The organism is Thioclava arctica (genome assembly GCF_040892615.1).
Classification (GTDB): Bacteria; Pseudomonadota; Alphaproteobacteria; order Rhodobacterales; family Rhodobacteraceae; genus Thioclava; species Thioclava arctica.
The window spans coordinates 1-469 of record NZ_JBFRYC010000057.1 but is presented as its reverse complement, the minus strand read 5'-3'; the positions used below and the strand labels follow the sequence as shown (position 1 = coordinate 469).

Sequence of the window (469 nt, the reverse complement as noted above, 5' to 3'; positions counted from 1 at the left end):
TAGACTTCCTCCGATCAAAAGCATGCAATTAACTACCCGCAACATTCCGAAGAATGCTACGTCGTGGATCCGTAGATCCACTTTGGTTAGTGTACTTGACTTGGACAACGTCACAACTTGCAGCCTAAGCTGCTGCACCTCTCACACGAGGCGCCAGTGACGCTGATGTTTCATCTCTATATACAATGTCAAAACGATGATCCGAAGATCCTCGCATCGTCCAGTTGGACGAGAAAGAAGTCATAAACTGCTTTCTGATCGAACTGGCGTTTCGTGTTATGTCTGCTCTCGAGCGTTTCGCTGCGCAAAACCTCTGCCGCTAAGCGCTGCGCTCTTTCAACCGGCGATCTTTTTGGCTGCGCCAAAAAATCGTTGGTGGAGCCTAGGAGGATCGAACTCCTGACCTCCTGAATGCAAATCAGGCGCTCTCCCAGCTGAGCTAAGGCCCCACTTTTTTGCCACTGGCAAA

Annotated in this window: 1 tRNA gene; it reads right to left on the bottom strand. The window is 50.1% G+C overall.

What is annotated here, in order from left to right:
• Nucleotides 1-373: 373 nt before the first annotated feature.
• Nucleotides 374-449: transfer RNA gene (locus AB4874_RS19905), tRNA-Ala, on the bottom strand.
• Between the last annotated feature and the right edge of the window lie 20 nt (nt 450-469).